This is a genomic window from Labrys sedimenti (genome assembly GCF_034424805.1).
Taxonomy (GTDB): domain Bacteria; phylum Pseudomonadota; class Alphaproteobacteria; order Rhizobiales; family Labraceae; genus Labrys; species Labrys sedimenti.
This window is the reverse complement of record NZ_JAXOUF010000002.1, coordinates 754,794-779,139: the sequence shown is the minus strand read 5'-3', so window position 1 is coordinate 779,139 and position 24,346 is coordinate 754,794. Positions and strand designations below refer to the sequence as shown.

27 protein-coding genes are annotated in these 24,346 nt (G+C 63.5%); 12 read left to right on the top strand and 15 right to left on the bottom strand.

Annotation, left to right across the window (positions count from 1 at the left end; all coding sequences use genetic code 11):
• The first annotated feature begins 12 nt into the window (after positions 1-12).
• On the top strand, positions 13-522 hold the full coding sequence (locus U1R88_RS10085) for a Dps family protein (RefSeq protein WP_068296793.1): 510 nt from the start codon (positions 13-15) through the stop codon (positions 520-522).
• A gap of 47 nt (positions 523-569) precedes the next feature.
• Here the strand turns inward: U1R88_RS10085 and U1R88_RS10080 are convergent, their stop codons facing one another.
• The 8 genes from U1R88_RS10080 to U1R88_RS10045 form a co-directional block, all read right to left on the bottom strand.
• Positions 570-1,028, bottom strand: a complete 459-nt coding sequence (locus tag U1R88_RS10080; RefSeq protein WP_322431099.1) for a cytochrome c-type biogenesis protein — start codon at positions 1,026-1,028, stop codon at positions 570-572.
• Positions 1,029-1,031: 3 nt separating this feature from the next.
• On the bottom strand, positions 1,032-3,017 hold the full coding sequence (locus U1R88_RS10075) for a heme lyase CcmF/NrfE family subunit (protein ID WP_322431098.1): 1,986 nt from the start codon (positions 3,015-3,017) through the stop codon (positions 1,032-1,034).
• The gene (gene ccmE, locus U1R88_RS10070) at positions 3,014-3,469 is read right to left on the bottom strand and encodes a cytochrome c maturation protein CcmE (protein ID WP_068296783.1); all 456 of its coding nucleotides are present in this window, start codon (positions 3,467-3,469) and stop codon (positions 3,014-3,016) included. Before ccmE ends, U1R88_RS10075 begins: the two co-directional genes overlap by 4 nt.
• Positions 3,466-4,608: a c-type cytochrome biogenesis protein CcmI gene (gene ccmI, locus U1R88_RS10065; protein WP_322431097.1), complete on the bottom strand. Its 1,143-nt coding sequence runs from the start codon at positions 4,606-4,608 to the stop codon at positions 3,466-3,468. Before ccmI ends, ccmE begins: the two co-directional genes overlap by 4 nt.
• Before the next feature lie 222 nt (positions 4,609-4,830).
• Positions 4,831-5,229: a hypothetical protein gene (locus U1R88_RS10060; RefSeq protein WP_068296777.1), complete on the bottom strand. Its 399-nt coding sequence runs from the start codon at positions 5,227-5,229 to the stop codon at positions 4,831-4,833.
• Between the two features lie 280 nt (positions 5,230-5,509).
• Positions 5,510-6,934, bottom strand: a complete 1,425-nt coding sequence (locus tag U1R88_RS10055; RefSeq protein ID WP_322431096.1) for an ATP-binding protein — start codon at positions 6,932-6,934, stop codon at positions 5,510-5,512.
• Complete coding sequence (locus U1R88_RS10050) at positions 6,931-7,605, bottom strand: response regulator transcription factor (RefSeq protein WP_068296769.1); 675 nt, start codon at positions 7,603-7,605, stop codon at positions 6,931-6,933. The genes U1R88_RS10055 and U1R88_RS10050 overlap by 4 nt, the downstream gene beginning before the upstream one ends.
• A gap of 10 nt (positions 7,606-7,615) precedes the next feature.
• Entirely contained in the window at positions 7,616-7,900 is a 285-nt protein-coding gene (locus tag U1R88_RS10045) for a PepSY domain-containing protein (protein WP_311933365.1), read from the bottom strand.
• 187 nt (positions 7,901-8,087) lie between these two features.
• On the opposite strand from U1R88_RS10045, the gene U1R88_RS10040 reads away from it, so the two are divergent.
• The 3 genes from U1R88_RS10040 to U1R88_RS10030 all read left to right on the top strand — a co-directional run bounded on the left by U1R88_RS10040 (position 8,088) and on the right by U1R88_RS10030 (position 10,505).
• On the top strand, positions 8,088-8,942 hold the full coding sequence (locus U1R88_RS10040; RefSeq protein WP_322431095.1) for a S1 family peptidase: 855 nt from the start codon (positions 8,088-8,090) through the stop codon (positions 8,940-8,942).
• A 118-nt stretch (positions 8,943-9,060) separates the two neighbouring features.
• Positions 9,061-9,849, top strand: coding sequence for a S1 family peptidase (locus U1R88_RS10035; RefSeq protein WP_068296762.1), 789 nt, complete (start codon positions 9,061-9,063; stop codon positions 9,847-9,849).
• Positions 9,850-10,361: 512 nt separating this feature from the next.
• A complete protein-coding gene (locus tag U1R88_RS10030) occupies positions 10,362-10,505 on the top strand; it encodes a hypothetical protein (RefSeq protein ID WP_322431094.1) in 144 nt (47 codons plus the stop codon).
• Between the two features lie 19 nt (positions 10,506-10,524).
• Here U1R88_RS10030 and U1R88_RS10025 read toward each other — a convergent pair whose 3' ends face one another.
• On the bottom strand, positions 10,525-11,016 hold the full coding sequence (locus U1R88_RS10025; RefSeq protein WP_068296759.1) for a YcgN family cysteine cluster protein: 492 nt from the start codon (positions 11,014-11,016) through the stop codon (positions 10,525-10,527).
• A gap of 60 nt (positions 11,017-11,076) precedes the next feature.
• Positions 11,077-11,532 (bottom strand): VOC family protein, encoded by a 456-nt coding sequence (locus U1R88_RS10020; RefSeq protein ID WP_068296756.1) that lies wholly within the window; start codon positions 11,530-11,532, stop codon positions 11,077-11,079.
• Between the two features lie 307 nt (positions 11,533-11,839).
• Between U1R88_RS10020 and U1R88_RS10015 the strand changes: the two genes are divergently transcribed.
• Genes U1R88_RS10015 through U1R88_RS10005 form a run of 3 tightly spaced genes read left to right on the top strand, consistent with a single transcriptional unit; the run spans position 11,840 to position 15,056 of the window.
• Entirely contained in the window at positions 11,840-13,924 is a 2,085-nt protein-coding gene (locus tag U1R88_RS10015) for a transglycosylase domain-containing protein (RefSeq protein WP_425545403.1), read from the top strand.
• Positions 13,921-14,532, top strand: coding sequence for a DUF1214 domain-containing protein (locus U1R88_RS10010; protein ID WP_322431092.1), 612 nt, complete (start codon positions 13,921-13,923; stop codon positions 14,530-14,532). The genes U1R88_RS10015 and U1R88_RS10010 overlap by 4 nt, the downstream gene beginning before the upstream one ends.
• Positions 14,529-15,056 carry a DUF1254 domain-containing protein gene (locus U1R88_RS10005; RefSeq protein WP_322431091.1) on the top strand — a complete coding sequence of 176 codons (528 nt, stop codon included), beginning with the start codon at positions 14,529-14,531 and terminating at the stop codon, positions 15,054-15,056. The genes U1R88_RS10010 and U1R88_RS10005 overlap by 4 nt, the downstream gene beginning before the upstream one ends.
• Positions 15,057-15,112: 56 nt before the next feature.
• Here U1R88_RS10005 and U1R88_RS10000 read toward each other — a convergent pair whose 3' ends face one another.
• Positions 15,113-16,018 (bottom strand): ADP-ribosylglycohydrolase family protein, encoded by a 906-nt coding sequence (locus U1R88_RS10000; protein WP_322431090.1) that lies wholly within the window; start codon positions 16,016-16,018, stop codon positions 15,113-15,115.
• An 8-nt stretch (positions 16,019-16,026) separates the two neighbouring features.
• Here U1R88_RS10000 and U1R88_RS09995 point away from each other — a divergent pair, with 8 nt between their 5' ends.
• A complete protein-coding gene (locus U1R88_RS09995; protein ID WP_322431089.1) occupies positions 16,027-16,284 on the top strand; it encodes a hypothetical protein in 258 nt (85 codons plus the stop codon).
• Positions 16,285-16,549: 265 nt separating this feature from the next.
• Here the strand turns inward: U1R88_RS09995 and U1R88_RS09990 are convergent, their stop codons facing one another.
• From U1R88_RS09990 to U1R88_RS09980, 3 genes are read right to left on the bottom strand one after another with little or no spacing between them, the layout of a single operon-like run.
• On the bottom strand, positions 16,550-16,900 hold the full coding sequence (locus tag U1R88_RS09990; RefSeq protein ID WP_322431088.1) for a DUF1491 family protein: 351 nt from the start codon (positions 16,898-16,900) through the stop codon (positions 16,550-16,552).
• Positions 16,897-17,682: a peptidoglycan-binding domain-containing protein gene (locus tag U1R88_RS09985; RefSeq protein ID WP_068296738.1), complete on the bottom strand. Its 786-nt coding sequence runs from the start codon at positions 17,680-17,682 to the stop codon at positions 16,897-16,899. Before U1R88_RS09985 ends, U1R88_RS09990 begins: the two co-directional genes overlap by 4 nt.
• Positions 17,675-19,423: a PAS domain-containing sensor histidine kinase gene (locus U1R88_RS09980; RefSeq protein WP_322431087.1), complete on the bottom strand. Its 1,749-nt coding sequence runs from the start codon at positions 19,421-19,423 to the stop codon at positions 17,675-17,677. The genes U1R88_RS09985 and U1R88_RS09980 overlap by 8 nt, the downstream gene beginning before the upstream one ends.
• A 353-nt stretch (positions 19,424-19,776) precedes the next feature.
• Between U1R88_RS09980 and U1R88_RS09975 the strand changes: the two genes are divergently transcribed.
• Positions 19,777-20,079, top strand: a complete 303-nt coding sequence (locus U1R88_RS09975; protein ID WP_322431086.1) for a hypothetical protein — start codon at positions 19,777-19,779, stop codon at positions 20,077-20,079.
• 41 nt (positions 20,080-20,120) lie between these two features.
• Positions 20,121-20,540, top strand: coding sequence for a SufE family protein (locus U1R88_RS09970; protein WP_322431085.1), 420 nt, complete (start codon positions 20,121-20,123; stop codon positions 20,538-20,540).
• Between the two features lie 126 nt (positions 20,541-20,666).
• Here U1R88_RS09970 and U1R88_RS09965 read toward each other — a convergent pair whose 3' ends face one another.
• Positions 20,667-21,086: a Ros/MucR family transcriptional regulator gene (locus tag U1R88_RS09965; RefSeq protein WP_068288823.1), complete on the bottom strand. Its 420-nt coding sequence runs from the start codon at positions 21,084-21,086 to the stop codon at positions 20,667-20,669.
• A gap of 656 nt (positions 21,087-21,742) precedes the next feature.
• Between U1R88_RS09965 and msrB the strand changes: the two genes are divergently transcribed.
• Together msrB and U1R88_RS09955 are read left to right on the top strand one after the other, a co-directional pair.
• Positions 21,743-22,150 (top strand): peptide-methionine (R)-S-oxide reductase MsrB, encoded by a 408-nt coding sequence (gene msrB / locus U1R88_RS09960; RefSeq protein WP_322431084.1) that lies wholly within the window; start codon positions 21,743-21,745, stop codon positions 22,148-22,150.
• A gap of 1 nt (position 22,151) precedes the next feature.
• Entirely contained in the window at positions 22,152-24,272 is a 2,121-nt protein-coding gene (locus tag U1R88_RS09955; protein WP_322431083.1) for a S9 family peptidase, read from the top strand.
• The last annotated feature ends 74 nt before the right edge of the window (positions 24,273-24,346 follow it).

Here is a 24,346-nt window from a genome sequence, read left to right as displayed (position 1 = left end):
GGAAACGACTTGATGGCCAAGGACAAGGCGAAGGCATTGAAGACGGCGGATCTGCGGGTCCCCACCGATCTGGGTTCCAATGCGACAAAGGATCTGTCAGGCGCACTCACGACGTTGCTTGCCGACGTGTTCACCCTTTATCTGAAGACCAAGAATTTCCACTGGCACGTCTCGGGCCCGCATTTTCGCGACTATCATCTGCTGCTGGACGAGCAGGCCGATCAGATCTTCGCCATGACCGACGCCATCGCGGAGAGGGTCCGCAAGATCGGCGGCACCACGCTGCGCTCGGCTGGCCATATCGGGCGGCTGCAGCGCCTGTCGGACAATGATGCCGATTTCGTTACGCCCGGCGACATGCTCGCCGAGTTGCTCGACGACAACAAGCGCCTGGTCGGCTTCCTGCGCGAAACCCACGATCTGTGCGATGAACACCGCGATGTCGCAACGGCGAGCCTGATCGAAAACTGGATCGACGAAACCGAACGCCGAGCCTGGTTCCTGTTCGAGACCGGCCGATAGCAAACCTCTTCCGCATCGCGAGCCGGGCGGCCGCGGCGATCCGCGGCCTAGCCTTCCCGCTTGAGGATATCGTCGACCCTGGCCTGCTCATCCGAACTGAGCGGTGCAGGAGCAGCAGCCTGCCGCCGCCGCGTCGACAGGAATATGGCGATGCCGCCCAGCAGCAGCAATGCGGGCGGCCCCGACCACAAAGCGAGCGTCCGCCATTCCAGAGGCGGTTTCAAGAGGATGAAATCGCCATACCGGGCCACCAGGAAGTCCTTGACTTCAACGTCGCTGTCGCCGGCCTTCAAGCGCTCGCGCACGAGGATGCGCAGGTCCTTGGCGAGCGAGGCATTCGAATCGTCGATCGATTCATTCTGGCAGACCATGCAGCGCAGCTGCGCCGACAGCGCGCGGGCGCGTGCCTCGAGGGCCGGGTCGGGCAGAACCTCGTCCGGCTGCACGGCCAGCGCCGGCAGCACCATGAGGCCGAAAAGGCAGGCGAGGATGAAGCGCTTCGCCATCGCCTACTCGGCCGGTTGCATGGTCTGGGCAAGGCGGCGAGCCGGCTTGGGCGCGCCGACGCGCAGGCGACGGTCCGAGAGCGACAGCAGGCCGCCAAACGCCATGATCAGGCAGCCGAGCCAGATCAGGGTGATCAGCGGCTTGTCGTAGAGCCGGGCCGCAATGGCACCATCCGGCAGGTTGTCGCCGAGGCCGATATAGATCTGGTCGAAACCATGGGTGCTGATGCCCGTTTCGGTCACCGGCATCTGGCGCGCCGGATAGAAACGCTTGGAGGACGTCATGCGGCCGATCTCGACGCCATCGCGGCGGATCACGAACTGCGCCTCGGTGGCCGTGTAGTTCGAGCCGCGCCTGGGTACTGCGCCGACATAGGTGGCCTGGAAACGTCCGAAGGTGGCGGTGTCGCCGGGCTTCATCGCCACGATGGTCTCCGATTGCCAGGCCGAGGCGGCGACGACACCCATCAACGTGACGCCAACGCCAAAATGGGCAAAGGCCGTGCCGAAGGCCGACCGCGGCAGGCCCGTTGCCCGGCGCAGGCTGGATCCCAGCGGCTCGCGGAACAGCTTGATGCGCCCGGCGATCTCGACCACCGCTCCCGCCATGATGAAGAAGGCGAGGCCTGCGCCGAGCGGTGCCAGCACCGGCCCGCCCTGCTTGAGCCACAGCGTCACCAGCGCGGCCAGGATGGCCAGGCCGATCGCAGCGGCGAGGCGCTGCATGGCACCGGCCAGGTCACCGCGCTTCCAGGCCAGGAACGGCCCGAACGGCATCACCACCAGCACCGCCAGCATCAGCGGCCCGAAGGTCAGGTCGAAGAAAGGCGGACCGACCGACACCTTGCCGCCGGTCAGCGCTTCCAGCGCCAGCGGGTAGAGCGTGCCGATGAACACGGCAAAGCAGCTCACCGTGAGCAGGAGATTGTTGAGGATCAGCGCGCCCTCGCGCGAGATCGGCGCGAAGATGCCGCCCTGCTTCAAGGCCGATGCGCGCCAGGCGAACAGGCTGAGGCTGCCGCCGATGAACAGCACCAGGATGGCCAGCATGAACACGCCGCGCCTGGGATCGGTGGCGAAGGCATGCACCGAGGTAAGCACGCCCGAACGCACCAGGAAGGTGCCGAGCAAAGAGAGCGAGAAGGTGAGGATGGCGAGCAGGATCGTCCACACCTTGAGGGCATTGCGCTTTTCCATCACCAAAGCGGAGTGGAGCAGCGCGGTGCCGGCCAGCCAGGGCATCAGCGAGGCGTTCTCGACCGGATCCCAGAACCACCAGCCGCCCCAGCCCAGCTCGTAATAGGCCCAGTAGGAACCCATGGCGATGCCCAATGTCAGGAAGATCCAGGCCAGCAGGATCCAGGGCCTGACCCAGCGTGCCCAGGCGGCATCGATGCGCCCCTCGATCAACGCGGCGGCGGCGAAGGCAAAGGCGATGGAGAAACCGACATAGCCGAGATAGAGGAGCGGGGGATGGATGGCGAGGCCGACATCCTGCAGGATCGGGTTGAGATCCTGCCCCTGCATCGGCGCCGGCGTGAGGCGGGTGAAGGGGTTGGAGGTGAGCAGGATGAACAAGAGGAAGGCCGTGCTGATCCAGGCCTGCACCGCCAGCACGGTCGCTTTCATGGTCGGCGGCAGGTTGCGGCCGAAAGCAGCCACCAGCCCGCCGAAAAACGCCAGGATGAGGACCCAGAGCAGCATCGAGCCCTCATGGTTTCCCCAAACGCCTGTAATCTTGTAGAGCAGCGGCTTGGCCGAATGGGAATTCTCGAACACGTTGGTAAGCGAGAAATCCGAGCTGACATAGGCATAGGTCAGCACGCCGAACGCCACGGCAACGAAGAGAAGCTGGAACAAGGCCGAACTCGTGCCGATGCGCATCAGCCCGAGATCGCCCGAGCGAGCGCCCCACAGCGGCAGCACCGACTGGATCACGGCAAGCGTGAGGGCGAGAACAAGTGCGTAATGGCCGGCTTCGACGATCATGGCTTCTTCCCGTAGGCGCCGCCCTCTTCCCAATGGCCTTGCGCCTTCAGCGCATCCGCCACCTCCTTGGGCATGTATTTCTCGTCATGCTTGGCCAGCAGCGTATCGGCCTGGAAGACACCAGCGCTGTCGACCACGCCCTCGGCCACCACGCCCTGCCCCTCGCGGAAGAGGTCGGGCACGATACCCGAATAGACGACCTTGATCGACTTGTTGGTGTCGGTCACCGTAAAGGCGATCTCGGAGGCGCTGCCGCGCTGCAGGGAGCCCTGCTCCACCAGGCCGCCCAACCGCCAGCGCTGGCCGGGCGTGGTCTGCTTGCCGACGATGTCGCTCGGCCCGGCGAAATAGGACATGGTGCCGCCCAGGCTGAACAGCACCAGGCCTACCGCAGCCGCAAGGACCACACCGGCCGCCCCGATCATCGCCAGACGTCTGCCCTTGCGCGTCATAGACCCAATGCCTTCGAAAGCTCGTCCATCTGCCTGACGGCATCGGGCGAATTGGCCAGGGCCTTGCGGGCATCGGCAAGGGCAGTGCGGGCATTGTCCGCCTGCCCGAGCACGCTATAGGCCTTGATCAGCTTCATCCATTCCTCCGGGCTGCCCCCTTGCGATTTTAACCGCTCGGACAGCCCGGACACCATGCCCTGGATCATTTTGCCGCGCTCCTCCGGCGTCATCGCCTGGGCGGCCTTGACATCGTCCTGTGACGGGCCGCGTGCAGCCGCATCGGGACCGGCACCATCGGGAGCGGATTTGGGCGGCCCGCCGACCCTGGCGATTTCCTGCCGCAGGAAGTCGGCAGCATTGGGATTGTCGGGGATCAGGGCCCGCCAGGCCTCGATCGCCCCGTTCTTGTCGCCGTCCTGTTCCTTGGCGAGGCCGAGGAAATAGGCGGAGCGGAATTCCTTGGGATCGAGCTTGAGGGCCCGCTGGAAAGCGGCCTTGGCGTCGGCCGTCACCATGCGGTCGGCGGCGGCGACGACGGCAACACCGAAATTGGCCTCGCGCTCGGCGGTCGATCCCAGCAGCCGCAGCGCATTGGCATAGGCCTGCTTGGCATCCTCGAAGCGCTGCTGGCGCAGATAGATCTGCGCCATCAATTCCCAGCCGCGGCCATCTTCGGGATTCTCCGCCAGCTTGGCTTCGACCCGGGCCACCAATTCGTCGAGCGAGGCGTTTTCAATATTGCCGTCCAGCCGTGCCGCCAGCGGCTGGTCGGGACTCGATGGCGAGCCGAGATAGGCATAGAGCCCGAGGCTGAGCAGTGGAACCGCAACCAGGACGACGCACGCGGCAAACCTGCGCCGCCCACTGGCTGCCCGTTCGGCCGGCTGCCGGTCATTCTCGGCCTTCTCTCCCTCATCGGCCTCGATCAGCCGGCGGGAGACCTCGATGCGGGCGGCCTGCGCCTCGCTCCTGGCGATCAGCCCCCGCTCAAGATCGCGATCGATCTCGGCCAGCTGGTCCTTGTAGATGGCGACATCGGATGCCTGCGGCGTCACGGCGCTGCCACGCTGCGCCAGCGGCCACAGCAATGCCAGAGCTGCGAGGCCGGTCATGGCGGCCAGGGCTATCCAAAGGAGCATTCGAGATCTCTTGCGCTGGCCATAAGGCCTAATTTGGGCGTTTCAAACGCGCAGAGACGCCTTATCACCCATCGGCTGCGGGCAGCGTGCGCGACCGCACCCCCGCCCACCCAGATATCGCCGGAGCAAAGCGCGTTCATGACCGAACACCTCTTCGCTCCGGCTTGTCGTCCCGACGCGTCGCTGCGATTCCCGGCCCTTCCGCCCAATCGCAAAACGCCTTCAGCTGTTGACCCAACCGCCATCCGGTTGCCGGCACGCCGTCGAACGGGCGACGCTTGGCACGCCGTCCTTGTAGACGGTCTGGGAATATTGCCGGCACGGGGCCGCACCCGGGTTCTGCAGTGGCCCGGCCACCACGCTGCCATGGGTAGTGGCGTTGCTGTCGCTCTTCCAGTCGACACTGACCTTGGCCTTGCCATCCAGGGCCGTGCGCCGAGCCTGCTCGGCCCGGGCGCGATCGGCCGGATCGAGGCCGTCGAGGATCGGCGAATTGCTGGTGGCGGGCGTGGGCGGCGCAGCGGCAACGGTCGGCTGGGTGGTCGAACTGGTAAGCCCGCATCCTGCCAGCGGCAGTGCCACCACAGCCAGGCCAAACAGCTTGACGATCGATTTTTTCATAGGACCCCTGACCTAAGCATAAGAGCATAAGCTGCCGGCAGCCTTACACGCAAAAACGCCCTGCGCCAACCGTCTCGCAGTGTCGCAAGGGGCAGGTGTTCCGCGTGATACGAGAAAGTGATCCTACCACCATGCGTAACCCCGGTTGTGTTTGCATGAAGGAGCGCAAGATGTGCGGAATGTCAGCCTCCGGCCGACATTCTACCGGACCGCAAGGGCTTGGCCTTCAAGATGTCAGCCGGAAGCTGACACTCCCAATCCGCCAAATGCAGCTGTGGGGCTAGACCGTCGCTCCCTCACCGCTTCGCGAGGACGGTCGGGCGCCAGCTGTTGGCACCGGCCCCTGCAGGGCGGGAATATCGAGGACGGCCCTCAGACCGCCGATCGGTGCTTCATCGAGATTGAAACGGCCACCATAGAGCGAGACGAGATCCTGCACGATGGCAAGGCCGAGGCCGGTGCCGGGCTTGGTCTCGTCAAGCCGCTTGCCGCGTTGCCCTGCCTCGGCGCGCTTCTCGGGCGACAGGCCCGGTCCGTCGTCGTCGATAGTAATCCGGGCGAACATCGCGCCATCCAGGTGAAACGCCTCGGCCCGGATCATCACCTCGCTGATTGCCCATTTGCAGGCATTGTCGATGAGATTGCCGGTCATCTCCTCGATGTCCTGCTTTTCACCGCGGAAACGCAGCGCTGGATCGACCTGAACCTTGATCTTCAGACGCTTGACGGCATGGATTTTCTCCATGGCCCGGACCAGCCCCTCGATTACCGGCGCGATCTCGGTCACCGTTCCGACCACGCTGACGGCCGCTGCGATGCGCGCGCGCTGGAGGTGATGATCGATCTGCTTGCGCATCACGCCGACCTGCCGGCCCACCTGTTCGGCCAGGGGACTCACCGGCGCCGTGCCCGCCTCGTTGGCAATGACCGACAAGGGTGTCTTCAGGGCGTGGGCGAGATTGCCGACATGGGTGCGGGCCCGCTCGACCACTTCCCGGTTGGCATCGACCAGCGCATCCAGCTCACGCGCAAGCGGCACGATCTCGTCCGGCAGGTCGGGCGGCAGCTTGGCCGCCTCGCCGGTGCGCATGCGGGCCAGTGCACCGCTGATGCGCGACAGCGGCCTGAGGCCGAAGCGCACCTGCAGCAGAATGGCGGCGAGCAGGCCGACGCCGAGTGCGGTAAAGGTCAGCAGCAGCGAATATTGAAAATCGGAAATGGCGCTGTCGATCTCGTCGGCAGGGCCGGCCAGGGTCACGCGGTAGCGGCCGTCCTCCCCGAGATCGATCAGGCGCTCGACGGCGCGCAGCCGGCGATCGTCCGGACCCTTGATATAGCCCTCGCGCACACCGCTGGGCTCACCGGGCGTGTTCTGGTCGTCGAGACTCGGCAGGGTCGCCTCGAACAGCGATTTGGAACCGTTGGACGCCGGCTTGTCGAGGCGGTTGATCTGCCAGTACCAGCCCGACAGCGGCAGCTCGAAACGTGGCTCGCCCATGGCACCGGGTGCCGTGCGGTCGCCCACATCGGCGCCGGCGATATCGGCCACCAGCGTCTTGAGATAGACATGCAGGCGCTCGTCGAAGGAGCGCTCGGTCGCATGCTGGTAGACGGAGGAGAGAACCACGCCCGCCACCACCAGCACCACCACCACCCAGGCCGCGGCGGCGACGAAGAGGCGGAAGGCCAGCGAGCGTGTGGTCATACGCGCATGGCGTCCGGCGGCGTGAGGATATAGCCCATGCCGCGCACGGTCTGGATCACATCCACCCCCAGTTTCTTGCGCAAGCGGCCGACGAACACCTCGATCGTGTTGGAATCACGGTCGAAATCCTGATCGTAGAGATGCTCGACCAATTCGGTGCGCGACACGACGCGCCCGGTATAGTGCATCAGATAGGCCAGCAACCGATATTCATGCGAGGTGAGCTTGATCGGATTGCCATCGACCACCACGCGGCCGGCCCGGGCATCGAGACGCACGGGGCCGCAGACGAGTTCGTTGGTGGCATGGCCGGTGGTGCGACGGATGAGAGCCCTAAGACGAGCCAGGACCTCTTCCATGTGGAAGGGCTTGGCGACGTAGTCGTCCGCCCCCGAATCGAACCCCATCACCTTGTCGGACCAGCGATCCCGGGCGGTAAGGATCAGCACCGGCATCACCTTGCCGGCGCGGCGCCAGCGGTCGAGCACGGTGATGCCGTCGAGCTTCGGCAACCCGACATCGAGCACAACGGCATCATAAGGTTCGGTATCACCGAGGAAATGGCCTTCTTCACCGTCGAAGGCCCGGTCAACGGCATAGCCGGCCTCTTCAAGCGCCTTGACCAGTTGGCGGTTGAGATCCTGATCGTCCTCGACCACGAGAAGCCGCATCGGTATTCCTTTACTTCACACCCACGACTTCGCCGGTCTTGGCGTTGATCGTCGCTCTTATCACCCGCCCATCGGTCCCCAGAAATGTGACGACATAGCGGTAATTGCCAGGGTCTCCACACAAATTGCCGTCGATCATTTCCCCCTTTACCGCACGTCGGGCCGCCCCCAATGCCGAAAGAAGAGGCACGATCGTACCCGACTTCACGAGCGGGCGTGCCTCACTGAGGCTGACGCAAGCAGCCATCGCCGGCTGCAGCGCTACAAACCAGCCCAATCCCAGGGCAAGGGCCACGGCTAAGGAAGATATCCGCCCCATCCTCATCCTTCTGCTATAGCTCGCCTCGTGCAAAATCCAAAAACGCGACGAAACAAGAAGTTAGAACAAGGCGGCATTTCCGCCCGACGCGCCTTGCTCTAGATTTCGCCGCAATTCCCCTCGATTCGAGCCATCATCATTGTGCAGAGCCACTGAACACGGCATGAACGTAATGCTCAATCCCGCCTTTCGCCAGAAGGAGCGCCCCGTTAATGCGACAGGCCCCGGCTGGTTCGCACCCGGGCCAGGCCTGTCACGCATACTGGCATCGATGTCGATCTGGGCCCTACACTCGCCCATGATCGCCCTTCTGACCCTGGTCATGGCTCTTGCGTCGGCGCTGCCGGCCCGTGCCATCGTCGGCGGTACCCCGGCAGCCGCCGATATGGCCCGCCATGTCGTGATGATCGTCTCCGATCGCGGCAGTTTTTGCTCGGCCACCGTCATTGCTTCCGATCTTCTGCTGACGGCGGGTCATTGCGTGCGCAAGGGCGCCAATTACCGCCTGCTGACCTATCAGGCCGGCAAGCCGGTGCTGTCACAGCTCGGCAGCGTGGCGATCCATCCCCAATTCGATGCCAAGGCCTATGACAAACGGCATTTCACCATCGATCTTGCCCTGGTGAAGCTCGATACGCCCCTGGCGGGCTATGCGCCGCTTTCCCTGACGGCCGAAGCAGGCATCGCGGGTGCGGTTTACCGCGTCGCCGGATTCGGCCTGACTGCCCAGAATGCCGGCAAGAGCGGCGGCGTCCTGCGCGAGATCGCGCTGGAAGGAGCTCCGCCCATCTCCAGGGTGCAATTGCGCCTGCGCGAAAGCAGCGGGGTCGGCGGCGCTTGCCAGGGCGATTCGGGCGGTCCGGTGCTGCGTGAGGGCATGCTCGTGGGCGTGCTGGCCTCGGCCGTGGGCGCCAATAGCGGTCGGGGCTGCGGCGGCATGACGGGCGTGGCCCTGCTGGGTACCGCCCTGCCCTGGATTCGCAGCAATGCAGCGCGAATGGGAGCGTCCCTGCCATGACCGCCCGGCGTTTGAGACCCGGCCGATTCTTCCAGGTCGAATCCGAGACTCGCTCAAGAAGAATCCGCCCGAACGCGCAATAATTTGGTTTTGGTCGGAAATGCTCTACAGCTTAGCCATGATGAAAACCCGCCTCGCCGCCGCTGTCATGTCCTTCGTGGCCCTCACCATGCCAGCCCTGGCGATCAAAGGCGGTCGCGACGTCACCGATCCCACCGGCGTGCGCAGTCATGTGGTGCAGATCACCGGGCCGAGCGGCACTAAATGCAGTGGTACGGTAATTTCCCGCAAGCTTGTGCTCACGGCTGCTCATTGCTTCCTGAGCGGGCATGGCGATTATCGCATCCGCGCCCTCGACACCCAGTTCCGTTTCCGCTTTGCCGAAGCGACCCAAGTGGCGATCCATCCCCAGTTCGACGTCACGGCGCTCGGCACTTCGGCCGCGATCAACGATATCGCGCTGATCCGGGTCGACCACGATTTTCCCGACTGGCTGGTGCCGGTGCCGCTGGCCTCGCGTATCGCCGATGACGGCAGTTTCGTTGACGTCCAGGTCGCCGGCTTCGGCATGAGCCGCGATCGCGTGGTCAGCAGCGCCGGCAAGCTGCGTGAGCGGCGCTTCGACATGCTGGACCAGATCGACAGCAAATCCCACCAGCTCTTCCTGATCGATCACAAGGCAACCCGCCGCACCATCAACAACAACGGCATCTGCCGGGGCGATTCGGGCGGCCCAGTGTTCCAGCGCCAAGGTGCGAGCTATGTGCTGGTCGGCGTAATCTCGGCCGTGATGGGTGGCAAGGGGCGCGATTGCGGCACGATCACCGCCGTCACCGCCGTCTCGGCCTATCGCTCCTTCATCGAGACCATGGCCGACAGGGCCGGTTCCCCCGTGCGCTTCCAGTAGGCGAGATGCTGATAGACGGCACCAGGCCTAGAAGAAAGACGCAAGGAACAGGGCGGAGGCGGCGATCACGACGAAAGACAGAGTCGAGATCGCAAAACTGAGATGCCGTCCAGCTGCGGAGGGATTAACGCGGCCGAAGCCAGCCAGCCGCTCAGGACGATCGAAAACCAGTTGCGCACGTGTCATCAATCTTCCCCCGAATCTGATGTTCAACACGCCCTATTTCGAACAGTTGAGCGCATTCGCTCTGTGCGAAAACGCACAAACTCCTCTCCTTCGACAAAACATGTTTACCAAAGAGTAAACTTAGTATTTGTCCGACCTCAAACCGGCATGGACAAGGCGACATGCAAGATCATGCCCGCCAAGACCATAAGCACGGCGGCAGAGCCGATATCGACAAGCGTTTCCATCCCGCAACTCCTGTTGAATGATGCCAAGATAGGTGTGTTGTGTTGCTGGAATGCTGCCCGAGTGGGGCAATTCCCAGAATATACGCACGGAGATGCTCGATGACGCGTCGCCGTTTCGGTGCCTCGTCACCGAGATTCCACTCGTCTCAGGCGCACTCGAACGGCATCTGCCGCCGCGGCAGGAAAACCCCGCAGGCGATCGTCGCCGGCCCGCATCCTGCCGTCTCGGGCATGGCGACGTGACGTCGTCTCTACAACGGCTTCAGCGCCTGCGGGCCGCCTTGGGTACGCGCATGGGCCAGCGCACCACATGCTCTTCCCACTCGCCCTCGCCCACCTGCTTGTCGTCGGCCTTGACCTTGCCGCGCACCGAGACATTGGCCTGGTGCACGGTATTGGGGTCCCCCGAAACCAAGGGATGCCACCAATAGAGATCCTCGCCATCGGCAACCAATCGATAGGCACAGGTCGGCGGCAGCCAATCGATGGTGCGCACCAGCTCGGGCGTCAGCGTGACGCAATCGGGGACATGACGCTTGCGATGCTCGTAGTCGGAGCATTGGCAGCTGTGGCACTCGAGCATGAAGCAGGCGACATCGGTGAAATAGGTGTCGCCGGTTTCCTCTTCCTCGAGCTTGACCAGGCAGCAGCGCCCGCAGCCATCGCAAAGGCTCTCCCATTCCTCCGGGGAGAGGGCCTCCAGGGGCTTGGTCTTCCAGAAGGGCTTCGAAGGCTGTTCCATCGCCGTTGCCATAGCGGAACAGCCGGTCAGAGTCACCCTTCGTGAGAAGGCGGGCCGCCGGAAGGGAGCGTTTCAGCAGGCCATCTTGCGCATGCCTTCCTGGATTTCCTCGACGGTGAGGTCGCGCTGATGGGTGGCGATCGACCAATGATGCCCGAAGGGGTCCTTGATCACGCCATAACGGTCTCCCCAGAACATGTCCTGCACCGGCATCGCCACTTCGGCGCCCGCCTCGACAGCGCGGGCGACGAAAGCGTCGACGTCGGCGACGAAGAGATGGATGGTCACGGGGGTGCCGTTGAGCATCTTGGGCGATAGCAGGCCCCATTGCCTGTTCGCGTCGACCAGCATGACCGAACTGCCGCAGACCTTGATTGAGGCATGCATCAGCTTGCCGTCGGGTCCGGGCAGGCGGATCATCTCTTCGGCGCCAAAAGCCTTCTTGTAGAATTCGATGGCATCGGCTGCGCCATCGCAGACCAGATGGGGCGACAGCGTGTTCATGCCGTTCGGGGCGATTTCAGCCATGGTCTTCCTCCTCATGGGCAAAACTCTCAGACTTACCCCAAGGACGACGCGCCACATCCGGCGCCGACAGGCACGAATGAAAAATTTCGCAAGCCATGGCATTTGCCATGCCCGGCGGAAAATCAGCGTGGGTCTTTCAGGATCGGCGACCGGGGGTTAGACTATCCATCCTGACGTCTTTCGCGTACCGGTTGGTTCCATCGTGCCTGAACGCAAGCCAGAGCCGTCCTTTCGAAAGCGCCTGAGCCGCGCCGCCCTTCGTTTGGACTCATGGCTCGACAACGCCGTCTACGCGTCGTGGCAGAAAGTGAGAGCCGGGATCGAGCGCGGCTCCGACATCTCCAACAGGTTCCAGGTCTCGGGCTGGCGCCGGATGCTGGTGGAAGTCGGCTGCGAAGGGCTGACGCTGGGCACGGCCGGCATGATCTTCGGCCTGATGCTGATGCAGCCGGCGATCCGCCAGATCGGCGATGACTGGTTGCGCCGCGCCGACATCGCCGTCACTTTCGAGGATCGTTATGGCAATATCGTCGGCCAGCGCGGCATCCGCAGCAATGACAGCGTGGCACTGGCCGACATGCCCGACTATGTCATCAAGGCCGTTCTCGCCACCGAAGACCGGCGCTTCTACGATCATTTCGGCATCGACGTCATCGGCACGCTGCGCGCGCTCACCGTCAACAGCCAGGCGAGTGGCGTGGTGCAGGGCGGCTCCTCGATCACCCAACAGCTCGCCAAAAATCTCTTCCTATCCAACCAGCGCACGCTGGAACGCAAGATCCGCGAAGCCTATCTGGCGCTCTGGCTCGAGGGGCATCTGAGCAAGGACGAGATTCTCAAGCTCTATCTCGATCGCGCCTATATGGGCGGCGGCGCCTTCGGCATCGAGGCGGCCGCGCAATATTATTTCGGCAAGTCGGTGCGCGATGTCTCCCTGGCGGAAGCCGCCATGCTGGCTGGGCTGTTCAAGGCACCGACCAAATACGCGCCGACCAATAACCTTGCGGCTGCGCGTGGGCGGGCAAACCAGGTCCTCAGCAATCTCGTTGACGCCGGCTTCATGACCGAGGGCCAGGTCTCCGGCGCCCGGCGCAATCCGGCCACGCCGGTCGATCGAGCGCGCGAAAAGGCGCCCGACTATTATCTGGACTGGGCCTATGGCGAGATCGCCGACCTTGCCGATGACGGTGCGCTGGGCAGCGAATCCGTGTTCGTGGTGCGCACGGCGCTGGATCCGATCATCCAGGCGACGGCGGAAAACGCCCTGGAATCCAATCTGCGCCAATATGGCAAGGACTATAACGTACATCAGGGTGCAATCGTGGTCATGGAGCCCGATGGTGCCGTGCGTGCCATGGTGGGCGGGCGCGACTACAGCCAGAGCCAGTTCAACCGCGCCACGGACGCCCTGCGCCAACCCGGCTCCTCCTTCAAGCCCTTCGTCTATGCCACCGCCCTGATGAATGGCTTCACCCCCAAATCCATCGTGGTGGATTCACCCGTCTGCATCCGGAACTGGTGTCCCCAGAATTTCGGCCACAAATTCTCCGGCCCGATCACGCTGACGCAGGCCATTACCCGCTCGATCAACGTCATCCCCGTCAAGATTTCCCTGGCCCTCAGCAAAAGCGCCGTCGATGGTCGGCGCATGATCATCGAGACGGCCAAGACCATGGGCATCGAGACGGAACTCAAGGAGTCCTGGGCCCTGCCGATCGGGGTCGAGGCGGTCAATCTCCTGGAGATGACCGGCGCCTACGGCGTCTTCTCGTCCGGCGGACACAAGGCACCACCCCATGCCGCGCTGGAGATCCGCAATGCCAAGGGCGACCTTCTCCACAAGTTCGATCCCGCCCGCGAGGATCCGGTGGTGATCGACCCCAAGGTCATCGCCGACATGAACGGCATGCTCAACAGCGTGGTCGAAAACGGCACGGCCAAGCGAGCCCAATTGCCCGGCATCAAGGTGGCGGGCAAGACAGGCACCACCAATTCCTACCGCGATGCCTGGTTCATGGGCTTCACCGGCAATTTCATCGGTGGCGTCTGGTACGGCAATGATAATTTCCAGCCCACCGAGGAGATGACCGGCGGCTCGCTTCCGGCCATGACCTGGCAGCAGGTGATGACCGTCGCTCACCAAGGCGTGGAAATCCGACCAATTCCCGGCGTTGCCCCCTTCCCGCCGGGGCAGCAGCCCAGCAAGGCCGAACCGTCGGCGCCCAATGCCGCGGATGCAGCCCAGACGGCTCTCGCTCCGCCGCCTGTCCTCACCCGCAGCGCGACCCAGATCCTGCGGGATGTCGCCACCCTGATCGAGCAGGCCGATCGCATGCCTGCCAGGCAGGCAGCTCAGATGCGCCGCCCGGCGCCGGCTTCGGCGATCGAATGAAAGGCTTCTCCTCGATCCTGGGGCTGGTCTATGCCCTTGCCCTCGGCGGCGTGCTGGGGCTCGGCCTCACCTGGTGGACTACCGGGTCCGATTTCCAGCTCGGCGCCCTGCGGTTCGGGCCCTGGACGGCATGGCCCCTGGCCGATCCGCTCGGAGCCGATCACTACAGCCGCGCGCGCATCGCCCGCAGTGGAGACCTGCCACTCGGACCTGGCGAAGGCCTTGCCTTCACGGCATGGGAGGATTCGGCGGGGCGAGCGCTCGATGGCGCCTGCCGATATCGCCTTTCGGCCCTGCTGCCGCAGGCGCGCTGGTGGACCCTCAGCCTCTATGATCGATCCGACAAGCTCCAACGCAATCCCAGCAACCGGGCCGGCTTCACCAGTGCTTCCGTTCTGAGGGGCGAAGAAGGCCGGGTGACCATCACAGTGGCGCCCGACAGCCAGCCCGGCAACTGGTTGCCGAGTTCCCCCGGACCGATGAGCCTGATCCTGCGCCTGTATGACAGCCCGGTTTCGACGGGTCTGGCCACGGAGTTCGGCGCTGGACGGACCATCGCCGTTCCTGCGATCGAACGGCTCGACTGCACGGCTGGAGGCACCCCGTGATCCGCTGGCTGTTATGGACGCTTGCGGGCCTGCTCATCGGCATCGTGGTTCACCTGACCACGATCGTCACTTTGCCCGGCCTCAGCGGACAGACCGGCTTCCAGCGTGCAAGCGCGATTGCCCCGCTCGGGCGTTTCGTCGTCCTGACCGCCGACAAGACCCCACTGCCGCTGCCGGACCCGGCCATCGTCACGGCCTTCTGCCGCTACGACCTAGCCGGCGGGCCGGTCCATGTGCATGTACCGTTGAATGCCGGCTTTCTCTCGGTATCCTTCTATACGCCGGCGGGTCTCAATTTCTACACCCTGACCGACCGGGCGGGCGCAAACGGTGCGCTTGACATGACTTTGTTCACGCTCGCGCAGCTTGCCGAGATCAGGGCCAAGCAGGGTCCGGACCTGCCGGTCGCCTTGCGCCTTCAGGCACCGGAGCCGACGGGCCTGATCGTGGTGCGCGCGCTCGTGCCTGAACCAACCCAGCAAGCCGATGTCGAGCGGGGACTGGAACCGGCAAGCTGTCGCTAGAATGTTTTCCAGAAACGTCGACAGACTTTTCGGTCGAGAAGATGCTCGAGACCGTTTCAGCCCAGAGCGAGCGCGCGAGCCGTCTCTTTGATCTCGTCGCCCCACACGACCTTGCGCTGCCAGGCGATCGGAATGGTGCTTCGTCCCCACAAGGCGCCGGCCAGTTGGCCTGTCACAGCGCCGATCGTGTCAGCGTCCCCACCCAGATTCACCGCGTCTACCACCGCATCCTGGAAGCATCCGGCGCGGGATACGGCCCATAACGCCGCCTCCAGCGTGTGCATGACATAGCCGCTGGAGGAAATGGCATCGCGCTCGACCAGCCGCCAATCCGTGCTTGCACAACGCCGCAACCGCTCGGGAAGGTTCTCCCGCAAGGACCTCGGCCGCAGCACGCTCGCCGGATCGGCTCCGTGCAGGGCCTCGAAAAGCAGAGCTGCGAAATAGACGCAGGCCTCGACGGCTTCCTCGGCCCCATGGGTCAGGCGGGACTGGTCCGCCGCATCCCGCAGGGCACGCCGGCGATCCCCCCGAGCCGCGATGACGACGGGCACCAGCCTCATCAGGGAGCCGTTGCCGGCGGTATCGGGGGCTGTCGGGCCGGCGAACGGATTGCCCGAGGCCTCATAGAGAGCCAAGGCTCCGCTGGTCACCCCGCCAATGTCGAAGCATTCGCCGGTCGCGCTCAGATAGCCGTATCGCCACCAATTGACGAAACGGTTCATGCAATCCCGGGGATCGAATTGTTTGTGCTGCTGAAGACTGGCCGCCAGGCAAAGCGCCATGGAGGTGTCGTCGGTCCAGGCCCCTGGTGGAAGGGCGAATGGCCCGCCGCCGACGATGTCGGTCAGGGGAGCACGGCTGTCGCGGGCTGAAAACTCGAGCGTGGTGCCCAGCGCATCACCGACGGCAAGCCCGAGGAGAGCCCCTTCGGCTCGGTCGAGATAGTCGCTGGAACTCACGCCTTACGATGGCGCTTGCCACCACCGGCGCCACGGCGCGGCTGGGGCGACTGGCGATCGTCTTCCACATGGCGCTCGATACGCACGCCGGTGAAGAACAGGATTTCGGCACTATGCTCCCGGGCCTCCTGTTCACTCGGCGGACGCAGGGCTTGGAGTTGTTTGGGAAATGGCAGGACGATGCTCATGGCGGGACCTATCAGCAGATTGCACCAGAAATCGAGACTCCGTTCGCTTTGGGGTCATTAGCAGGTAAGGAAAGTTAACAGTCTGTGTACATACGCACTAAACGCCGCCCGCCGTCGCTGCGGCGTGACTCCGGTGTGCGATTTTGCACATCGGGGCCCGATATTACGGCCAATTGGCCCTTTTTGGGCAAAACGCGCCCAACAAAATAGGCGTAGGCCTTTCGGGCATGGGGCATCCGGCAAGGCACCACCGGCCGCCCGGGCCAGACTATGCACCCAAAGCAGCCGGTTGCGGAATCACGTTTTGATACATTGCCGAATGGTAATTCGGGCAATACCCGTCTCAGTCTTCCTCGGCGAGATCGAGAAAATGCCGGCCTTGGCGGTCTTCCGCTTCGATGACCCAAAGGTCGGGGTCGAAGCGGAATTCGCGCTGCAGCCGCGTCTCCGCATCCAGGGGCGTGGCGTCCGGCGGCGTGATCCGAACAAAGCGGCGCACACCATCATCCTCGGTGATGAGCGATTGCGGCGCCGGGCCGTAAAGCGCCGCGGTGCCGTCGAGATGATCGATCTTGACGAAGATGGCCCCGGCCTCCTCCGAGCCGCGCTGGCGCAACGCGGCGAAGGCGCCTTCGGCCATGGCGCGGCGAAGATAGGCCGCCACGAACAGGCTGGATTTGAGCCGGGCGCTCATTCCACCTTGGTACCGGAGCGGGTCAATTCCTGCAGCAGCCGCGTCGAGATCTGGCCGGTTACCGGCAATCCGCGATCCTTCTCGAATCGGGAGATGGCGTTGCGCGTGTCGGCCGCCATGAAACCATCGACCTTCAGGGGACCATAGCCCTGCTTGGCCAGTGCCTTCTCGACCCCGAGCACGCGTTTGTCAGGCTGCGGGCCGGCCGGGGCCGGCGGTTCGCCATTGATCAGCGCGGCGATCTGGTCGACGGGCGGAGCCGGGGGGGCCTCCGCGGTGCTCGGCTCTGTGGTGAGCAGGGGACTGGAACTGGCGATGATCTTGGTGAGCAGCGCCGCGCTGGACTGGCCGTCGACCGGCATGCCGTTGTGCTGCTGGAAGGAGCGGATCGCCGCGGTGGTCTTGGGACCGAGGACCCCGTCGGCCAGGCCGTCATAGAGCCCCCTCTCGGCCAAGGCGAGCTGGACGTCCCGCAGCACGGCAACCGCATCCTGGGCGGCGGCATCGCCGGCCCCACGTGCGTCCGCACCGGGCGCCGAAACGGAAGGAGCCGACGAGGCAGAGCCGCGCTGGGCGATGAAGGGAGAGGTATGCGTGCCGTTCTGCAGAACCAGAGCATTGACCAGGATCGCAAGGCTGAGGCCACCCATCACCGCCAGTCCCGCGACCTCGGCCGGACGCTGCAGGATCACCCTGACGATACCGACATAGCGCGAGGGGGCCTCTTCGACCTTGTCCGACAGCAGAAAATCGCGATCGGAACGGGCTAACGCTTCACGCACGCTTCTTCCCCAATTCTTCTTCGATAAAATGATCTTGGACCGCCGGACGCACCGGCAGCATTTCAATGGTGGCACCGCTGGCAAAGGCCCGGCGCGAGGCTTCGCTTTCGCAATCGGACGGCAACTGGACCGTCACGGTGGTACCGTGACCGATCAGGCTGTCGACCTCCATGCGCCCGCCATGCAACTGGGCAAGGCCCTTGACCACGGAAAGGCCGAGACCGGTGCCTTCATAGGTCCGTTCGTAGTCCTTGGACGGCTTGCCGGCCGTCGATTGGAAGAAGGCCTCGCCCAGCCGCGGCACGTCTTCGCGCGCCACGCCCACACCGTCATCCGCGACGAAGAGGGCAACGCCGTACTTCTCCTGGCGCGCGCCAATGGTGACATGGCCGCCGCGCTTGGTGAATTTGAGCGCGTTGGACATCAGGTTGAGGTAGATCTGGCGGCAGGCGCGCTTGTCGGCGATGATCGGCGGCATGTCGGGCGCGATGGCGGTCTCCAGGGAGATGCCGAGTTCCTGCGCCTTCAGCAGCAGGATATTGCGGCAGTTCTCGATGAGATCGCGGATCTGGAAGGATTCGGGCACCAGCTCGAAGCTGCCGCTCTCAATCTTCGACATGTCGAGGATGCCATTGACCATCGACAGCAGATGATGGCCGCTGTCATGGATCAGGCCGGCATATTCATGCCGCCGCTCCGCCGACAGCTTCATCATCTCCTCGTTCAGCATCAGTTCCGAAAAGCCGATGATGGCATTGAGGGGCGTGCGCAGTTCATGGCTCATCGTCGCCAGGAAGCGGCTCTTGGCGGCATTGGCCTTCTCAGCCTCGATCTTGGCGTCGATGAGCTGGTGCTCATAGGCCTTGCGGTCGGTGATGTCCTGCATGACGGCGACGGTCTGGCGATCCTCGTCCTCGCCCAGCGGCCGGCAGCGCATCTCCACCCACAGGAAGACGGGAGCCCCCTCCCCCTTGCGGCGCAGGCGGAACTCCACCGTCGAGGCGAGGCCGTCCATCTCGGCGCTGGAAAGGGCGGAGAGATAAGCCGGCCGGTCAGCGATATGCACATAGTCGAACAGGCCCTGGCCGAGCAGTTCGGACGGTTCGGCACCAAACAAGGCCTGGGAGGCTGGCGAAGCATAGACGACCTGACCGCGCTTGCCGTGCCGGGTCACGAGGTCGCTGATGTTTTCCGCCAGCAGGGTATAGCGGGCTTCACCGGACTTCACGAGCTGGCGGTCGTAGCGCCGCAGCCGCAATTCCATCAGCACGATGCCGCCGACGGCAGCAAGGGCAAGCACGACGCCCAGTCCGTCCAGGAAGCGCGCACCGAGACTGGGCGGCGGCGCCATCTTCGTTCCCGCCAGGGCGATCACCATGGCGGTGATGCCGGCCAGGACGATAGCGCGGATCACGATGTTGCGGGCGCCCGTCAGCAGTGCGAGGGCGGGAGCAATCGCCAGAAGCGCGTAGGCGCTGGCACTGTGCCCGCCGCTGTGGCGGGCGACGATGCCGGCAAAACCGCATACGGCGAGGACAGTGAGCAGAGCCGCAACATCGAGACGACCGGTGACGGACAAGCGCCAGACGATAGCGAGCAGGGCGGCAACCAGTACCATGATGCCGCCGACACCGAGGCTGGGACCGCCGGAGAAGGCCAGGAAAGGTGGTACCAGCGTCAGCCCGAACAGCGCCGCGCCCAGCAACATGGCAACGAAGGCACCATGGCGAGCTGCTGTCAAGGGATCGTGTTTCGCCGATCCGTGGACCAAGCGGTCGACGGATGCTTTGGCGGATATGAACCAATCAAACTGACGCAACGCCCCGGCACGGCCCTGTGGCCGCGCTCCCTACATGACCCGTCGACCATGGCAGTGCGTCCTTTAAACGAACCCTAAGAGAATGGGCCTGCCAGGCCGTTCCTGCGTCTGGAAAGGCCTCTTGGCGGCGCAAGTGCCAAACATGGTGAACAATTCCTCACCAAGATGGGCTCGCGGGTTAACCATCCCTTCACTTTGCCGCCGTCTGTGCGGTGAGTCACGCTCCTGTCGATGGTGCCCATGCTAGAATTGACCATCGATCGGGAGCCTAAGACGTGTTCTTTATCCTGCGCATGATGTTCTGGCTGGCCGTGGTTGCCCTGCTGTTGCCGGGTCCGCGGGCCCAGCATGACAAGCAGGCCCTGGCGGGTCTGTCGGCAACGACCCTCGCCGACAAGGCCGTCGGCGCCGCCTTGTCCTATTGCGCCGCCAGTCCCCGGCAATGCGCCGCCGGCCTCGCCGGTGCCAGGCAGCTCACCGGCCTGCTCACCAGCCCAGGTGACGATGCCGCCGCCGCTCCTAGCCCAGCCGGTCAGCGCTTCACAGCCCTGCCGCCCCCTCGCCCTTCCATTCCCTGAGAGGGCTTTGTCTTCCTCGGCATCTCACTTATATGAAGGGGATGAGCAGCCAAGATATCGCCGTCATCATCGAGAATTTCGAACTCCTGGACGATTGGGAGGATCGCTATCGTTACCTGATCGAGCTCGGCAAGACGCTGGCGCCGCTGCCTGACGAGGCTCGGACAGCGGCCAACAAGGTGCAGGGCTGCGTCAGCCAGGTCTGGCTCGTTACCCATTGGAAGGACGGGCGGGCCGGTTTTCAGTGCGACAGCGACGCCTTTATCGTACGCGGACTCCTGGCGATCCTGGTTGCCGTCTATTCCGGCCGCACCGCGTCGGAGATTCTGGCCATCGACGCACTCGAGATCTTTCGCAAGTTGCAGCTCGAGGAACATCTCACGCCGCAGCGTTCCAACGGGCTGAAATCCTTTGTCGAACGCATTCGCAGCGACGCTCGGCAGGTCCTGGTCACGACCTGATCGCTTCCCGCCTCGAACATCTTGCTCCAAACTACAACTGACGACACGCCCGCGATGCTTCAAACAACAAGAGCCGGATGCGTGGCATCCGGCTCTTGTTGTCGTTCCGGCAGGGCCGTGGCGAAACTACCGTCCCTTGCGGCGGCGCTGCTGGCCGAGGCCCATCTGCTTGGCCAGGTTGGAGCGGGCCTGAGCATAATTGGGGGCGACCATCGGATAATCAGCCGGCAAGGCCCACTTCTCGCGGTATTCTTCCGGCGAGATATTGTATTGCGTGCGCAGATGACGCTTCAGGGACTTGAACTTCTTACCATCCTCGAGGCAGATGATGTAGTCAGCCGTCACCGACTTCTTGATCGGAACCGCCGGCTTGGGAGCCTCGGCCGGCACTTCCTGCACGCCGCTGGTGATACGCTGAAGAGCACCATGGACCTCATTGATCAAGCCGGGCAGGTCCGATGCAGCAACCGAATTGTTGCTGACATAGGCCGAGACAATGTCCGCCGCGAGCTCGATGAAGTTGGTGTTGTTGGATCCGTCGCTCATGGTAAATCGACTTTCTTTTTTTGGTCTGATTTAACTAAATGTTCACCACCGGCTACGCTGCCGCGCCATTCATTAACAGCAGTGCAGGCCATACATCCGCTTCGCAACTTTGGAATCGCGAATTTCGAATTGCGCACTGATGTAAACTCTCAAATCTTATCAATCAAGATCTTTTGCAAGACAAGCATGAATTTTTCACTACGCCGTTTCTGATTACTGCCGTGAAAACATGCAACCGCCTACGTAAGAAGCGCCCCTATCACAAATGGGTACTGCAACACCCGATCGGACTATCTGATCTGCACTGATAACCGGATAGGTCACGCCAGACACGACAGCAGACTGCAATTGTAGAAAGGCGCGCGCGACCAGCGCATTACGCAGCATCGCTGCGCCTGCCGCCGATCTCTCGCCGATGAGAAAGGTCTACGATTCGACCGTCTTCCCTTGCGACAATTGCCACCCTCGGCAAACAGCAAATGCAAATTTGCAAGCTCGCCGCGGAATTCAACGAGACACTGAATTGCGAACTGTCGCCCCACTCCCTATTTACGACGAACTGAATAGTCTTCAAACGCTCGGCTCGTCGAATCAGTCGCAAAGTATGTCTACCGTTTCGATAGCATCCCTTTGCGGCAAAATATTGGGAGACAATTGTGCCAAACAAGAAAGTTAACAAAACAGATGCGGAATGGCGGACGCTTCTCTCTCCAGAACAATACCACATTACCCGCGAACGCGGCACCGAGCGTGCTTTTACCGGGCCGTTCTGGAACTCCAAAGAAAAGGGCACCTATTCCTGCGTCTGCTGCGGCGAGGAATTGTTCCGATCCGATACCAAGTTCGACTCAGGCTGTGGCTGGCCGAGTTACTTCGAACCCGTGCATGCGAATGCGGTAGTCGAGTTGGAGGACAGATCCTACGGCATGCGCCGCGTCGAGATCCGTTGCGCGGCTTGTGAGGCCCATCTCGGCCATGTCTTCCCGGATGGTCCGCCTCCCACCGGCCTGCGCTACTGCATCAATGGCCATTCCATGAATTTCACGCCCGACCAGAAGGCATGAGATGACGATTTCTTCCCCTATTCTGCCGCCTATCGCCGAAAAACGGCCAAGCAAGCGCATCGTTCACGGTATTACATTACAGGACGACTATGCTTGGCTGCGGGCCGACAACTGGCAAGAAGTGCTGCGTGACGGCTCGACGCTGCCCGCCGACATCAAGGCGCATCTCGAGGAAGAAAATCGCTATGCCGACGCCCAGCTTGCGGGCGGCGAGCATTTGCGGAGCGTGCTGTTCGAAGAGCTCAAGGGGAGAATCAAGGCCGACGATTCCTCGGTACCCTCGCCGGACGGGCCGTTCGACTACTATTCGCGTTTTCGGCAGGGCGGACAGCATCGTCTGTTCTGCCGTCGCCCGCGTGGTGGCGGCGAGGAAACGATACTGCTGGACGGCGACGCTCTGGCAAAGGGCAAGAGCTTCTTCTCCTTTGGCGGCTTTGCCCCCTCGCCCGACCACCGACTGATCGCCTGGAGTTGCGATGAGAACGGTTCGGAGTTTCATACGATACGCCTGCTCGATACTTCGAAAGACGTAATGCTGGCGGACAATACTCCCGATACGGAGGGTGAGGCTGTCTGGCTCGCCGATGGATCGGGCTTCTACTATGTGAGGCTCGACGAGAACCACCGCGCCTCCAGCGTGTGGCTGCATCTCTTGGGTACCCCGGCCAGTGCCGACCACCTCATCTACGAAGAGGCCGATGCCGGCATGTTCGTCGGCCTGTCGCAGACCCAGTCGCGCCGCCTGGCCGTTATCGACATCCACGACCATGAAACATCGGAAGTCCGGGTGATCCGCCTCGACGATGCCGACAGCCGTGTCCATCTGATCGCCGCTCGCCAGGAAGGCGTGCAATATGAGATCGAGCATCGCCCCTTGCCGGACGGGAAGGATCAGCTGCTGATCCGGACCAATTTCGACGACGCCGAGGATTTTCGCATCATGACCGCGCCTCTGGCGACGCCGGCTCAGGCGTCTTCAGCTCAGGCGTCCTGGAGCGATCTCATCCCGCATAAGCCGGGCCGCTACATCCTCGACATGGTGCTGCTGGCCGATTGGCTGGTCCGGCTCGAGCGGGAGGACGGCCTGCCGCGCATCGTGATCCGCTCCCTGTCCAGCGGCGAGGAACACGCCATCGACTTTGCCGAGGAGGCCTATTCCCTCTCGCTCGACGGCGGCATGGAATTTGTCACCGACCGTATCCGCTTCATCTATTCCTCGATGACCACGCCGGCCGAGACCTATGACTACGACATGCGCTCGCGCGAGCGCGTCCTGCGCAAGCGCCAGGAGGTTCCATCCGGGCACGACCCTGCACTCTACGTCACCCGCCGGGTCTTTGCTCCTACGGCCGACGGCGAAAGCGTACCAATCAGTCTGCTCTACCACAAGCAAACGCGCCTGGACGGTTCGGCACCCCTATTGCTGTACGGCTATGGCGCCTATGGCCTGTCCATGCCGGCGCAGTTCTCCACCAACGCGCTGTCGCTGGTGGATCGCGGTTTCGTCTATGCCATCGCCCATATCCGTGGTGGCACGGAAAAGGGCTGGCGCTGGTATCGCGAAGGCAAGCTTGCCAAGAAGCCCAATACCTTCCAGGATTTCATCGCGGCCGGCAGCTACCTGGCCGAACGCGGCTTCACCGCCCGCAAGCGGATCGTCGCCCATGGCGGCTCGGCCGGCGGCATGCTGATGGGTGCCGTCGCCAATCTCGCCCCCGATCTGTTCGGCGCCATCGTGGCCGAGGTTCCCTTCGTCGACGTCCTCACCACCATGCTCGATGACAGCCTGCCCCTCACCCCGCCGGAATGGCCCGAATGGGGCAATCCGATCGAGGACGAGGCGGCCTTCCGGACCATTCTTTCCTACAGTCCGGTCGACAACGTGGCCGCCCGTCCCTATCCGCCCATCCTGGCCCTTGCCGGCCTGACCGATCCCCGCGTGACCTATTGGGAACCGGCCAAGTGGGTGGCGCGGCTGCGCGAGAAGAACCCGCAGGGCAACCCGGTGATCTTCAAGGTCAATATGGATTCGGGCCATGGCGGGGCTTCGGGGCGCTTCGAGCGACTGAAGGAAGTGGCTCTGGTCCAGGCCTTCGCCCTGCAGAGGATGGGAGCGGCGTGACTTAAAAATCATGCCAGCTCCCTGCCAAATCTGTTCCCTTCCAGCGCCATCGCGCTTAAGTTTGCCCGCCGACG